The organism is Kitasatospora sp. MBT63, assembly GCF_000710465.2.
Taxonomy (GTDB): Bacteria; Actinomycetota; Actinomycetes; order Streptomycetales; family Streptomycetaceae; genus Kitasatospora.
In genome coordinates, this window is record NZ_JAIZ01000764.1 from 1 (window position 1) to 2,901 (window position 2,901).

The 2,901-nt window shown below is 77.0% G+C and carries 3 protein-coding genes; 2 read left to right on the forward strand and 1 reads right to left on the reverse strand.

The annotated features are described in order from the left end of the window. Window positions 1-12: 12 nt before the first annotated feature. Window positions 13-1,737, forward strand: coding sequence for a bifunctional 3'-5' exonuclease/DNA polymerase (locus tag AA75_RS39720; protein ID WP_051814202.1), 1,725 nt, complete (start codon window positions 13-15; stop codon window positions 1,735-1,737). 17 nt (window positions 1,738-1,754) lie between these two features. Here the strand turns inward: AA75_RS39720 and AA75_RS39725 are convergent, their stop codons facing one another. Further along, on the reverse strand, window positions 1,755-2,147 hold the full coding sequence (locus AA75_RS39725; protein ID WP_033825343.1) for a PTS-dependent dihydroxyacetone kinase phosphotransferase subunit DhaM: 393 nt from the start codon (window positions 2,145-2,147) through the stop codon (window positions 1,755-1,757). 140 nt (window positions 2,148-2,287) lie between these two features. Between AA75_RS39725 and AA75_RS39730 the strand changes: the two genes are divergently transcribed. Next, the coding region (locus AA75_RS39730) for a dihydroxyacetone kinase subunit DhaK (protein ID WP_033825344.1) at window positions 2,288-2,901 on the forward strand (614 nt) is incomplete at its 3' end.

The following is a 2,901-nucleotide window of genomic DNA, read 5'->3' on the forward strand; positions in this document are numbered from 1 at the left end:
AAGGCACCGCCCATGGCCACCCCCGCCACCCCCGCCGCACCACCACCCAGCGCACCCCGCTACGCCCTCGCACCCGACCCGCACGGCCCCGGCGGCCGCCTGCAACCACTGGACGACACCGGCACCCCGCTCGGCCCCCCGGTCCACCACCCCGCCCTCACCACCGCCGTGGCCGCGATCGAGACCGCCGGGCAGCCCCGCTGGGTCTGGGCCGCCGCCGACAGCGGCTACACCCCGCTCCTGCCCCTGCGCCTCGCCCGCTGCCACGACCTGCGACTCACCGAGGCCCTGCTGCTCGGCCACGAGGGCCACTGGGGTGCGCCCCGCTCGCTCGGCGCCGCCTGGGCCAGGCTGAACCGCCGGCCCGTCCCCGCCGACCTCCCCGAGGCCGCCGTCGACGACCAGGACAGCCTGTTCACCCCCGACCGCCTCCAACTCCCCCCGGGCACCGACCAGCTGGCCGCCGTGGTGGCCGTCCACGCCGAGCAGCAGCGCCGGATCGCCGCCATCGCCGACCCCGCCGCCCGCGCCCGCTTCCGGCTGCTCACCGCCGCCGAATCCGCCGGCGCCCTGCTGGCCGCCGAGATGGCGTACGACGGCCTGCCCTGGCGCGCCGACGTCCACGACCTGCTGCTCACCGACCTGCTCGGCCCACGCCCGGCCATCCCCGGCACCCCGCCAAGACGGCTGGCCGAACTCACCGTCGAACTCCAGCAGGCCCTCGGCGCCCGCCCGTTCAACCCCGACTCGCACACCCAGGTGCTGCGCGCCTTCGCCGACCAGGGCATCCAGCTGAGCTCCACCCGCAGCTGGGAGCTGCGCTCGGTGGACCACCCCGCGGCCGCCCTGATGATCCGATACAAGGAGCTCTCCCGGCTGCACGCCGCCCACGGCTGGGCCTGGCAGGACACCTGGGCGCGCGGCGGCCGGTTCCGGCCCGAGTACGTGGTCGGCGGCGTGGTCTCCGGGCGCTGGGCCAGCCGCGGCGGCGGCGCGCTGCAGATCCCCCGGGTGCTGCGCGGCGCCGTGGTCGCCGACCCCGGCTGGGCCCTGGTCGTCGCCGACGCCGCCCAGCTCGAACCACGCGTGCTCGCCGCGCTCTCCCAGGACGCCGGCCTCGCCCGCAGCGCCGCCGGCGGCGACCTGTACGAGGCTCTCGCCGCCACAGCCTTCCAGGGTGACCGGGAGAAGGCCAAACTCGGCCTGCTCGGCGCCATGTACGGCCAGACCAGCGGCGACATCGGCCCGCTGCTGGCCACCCTGCGCCGCCGCTACCCGGCCGCGATGGGGTACGTCGAGGCCGCCGCCCGCACCGGCGAGGACGGCGGCGTGGTGCACTCCAGGCTCGGCCGCGCCTGCCCACCGCCGTCCGCGGCCTGGCTCGACCTCACCGAGGCCCCCGAGACGGCGGCCGACACCGGGGGCCGCTCGGCCCGCGCCCGCGGCCGGTTCACCCGCAACTTCGTCATCCAGGCCAGCGGCGCCGACTGGGCGCTGGCCCTGCTGGCCTCGCTACGCCGCCGGCTGACCGCGCTCAGCAGCGGCGAGGACCGCCCGCACCTGGTGTTCTTCCAGCACGACGAGGTCATGGTGCACACCCCGCTCGACCTCGCGGACCAGGTCGCGGCGGCGGTCGGCGAGGCCGGCGAGGAGGCCCGGGTCCTGGTGTTCGGCGACACCCCGGTCCGCTTCCCGCTCAGCACCGCCGTGGTCGAGCGCTACTCCGACGCCAAGTAGCCGCCCCCGTCCCGGCGTCAGAACTTGCGGTGGTGCCAGGCCTGTTCGGCCGCCGCCGCCACCTCGGCCAGCCCCGCCCCGGTGGACGCCGTCACCACCGCGGCCACCGCACCCTCCACGAACGGCGCGTCCACCAGCACCGCCCCGCCGCCCGGCAGGTCGGCCAGCACCGCGCGGGCGGTCAGCACCGAACTTCCGAGGTCGGGCACCAGCACCACCCCGGCGCCGCCGTCCGCCACCCGCACCGCCTCGGCGATCAGCTCGTACCCCGTACCGAGACCGCCGTCCGCCGTCCCCGCCGCCACCAGCACGGTCACCCGCCCGCCGCCCAGCTCCGCCAGCAGCTCGCGCAGCCCCCCGGCGAGCGCGGCGCTGTGCGAGACCAGGACGACCGCCACCACAACATCCATGGGACGAGCGTAACTCCGCCCGGCGATGCGGCCGTTCGGGTTCGCTCCGGGCCACGCCGGACAGCCGGGGACGACGGCGGCCGGGCCCGGCGTACCGTCGACCCGAGGGCCCGCGGGACCCGCCGAGGGGAGCCACCACCGTGAAGAAGCTGATCAACGACCCGGCGACGGTCCTGCCGGACGCACTGGCCGGGTTCGCCGCCGCCCACCCGGGCCTGGCCGTCGACCTGACCGCGCGGGTGATCGCCAGAGCGGACCGGCCCGGCCGCCCGAAGGTCGCCCTGGTCTCCGGCGGCGGCTCCGGCCACGAACCACTGCACGCCGGCTTCGTCGGGCCCGGCATGCTGGACGCGGCCTGCCCCGGCGAGATCTTCACCTCCCCCGTCCCCGACCAGGTGCTCACCGCCATCCGCACCGTCGAGCAGGGCCGGGGCGTCCTGCTGGTGGTCAAGAACTACACCGGCGACGTGATGAACTTCCGGCTCGCCGCCGAACTCGCCGACGAGCAGGGCATCGAGGTCCGCACCGTCCTGGTCGACGACGACGTCGCGGTCGAGGACTCCACCTGGACGGCCGGGCGCCGCGGCACCGGGGCCACCGTCCTGGTCGAGAAAGCCGCCGGGGCCCTCGCCGAACGCGGCGCCGGCCTGGACGAGGTCGCCGCCCTCGCCGCTCGGGTGAACGCCGCCTCCCGGTCCTTCGCCATCGCCCTCACCGCCGCCACCGTGCCCGCCGCCGGACGCCCCGGCTTCGA

What these genes read in the sequence shown, in the direction of transcription:
- AA75_RS39720 (WP_051814202.1), top strand. Translation starts at nt 13, where the DNA reads ATGGCCACCCCCGCCACCCCCGCCGCACCACCACCCAGCGCACCCCGC.
- AA75_RS39725 (WP_033825343.1), bottom strand. Translation starts at nt 2,147, where the DNA reads ATGGATGTTGTGGTGGCGGTCGTCCTGGTCTCGCACAGCGCCGCGCTC.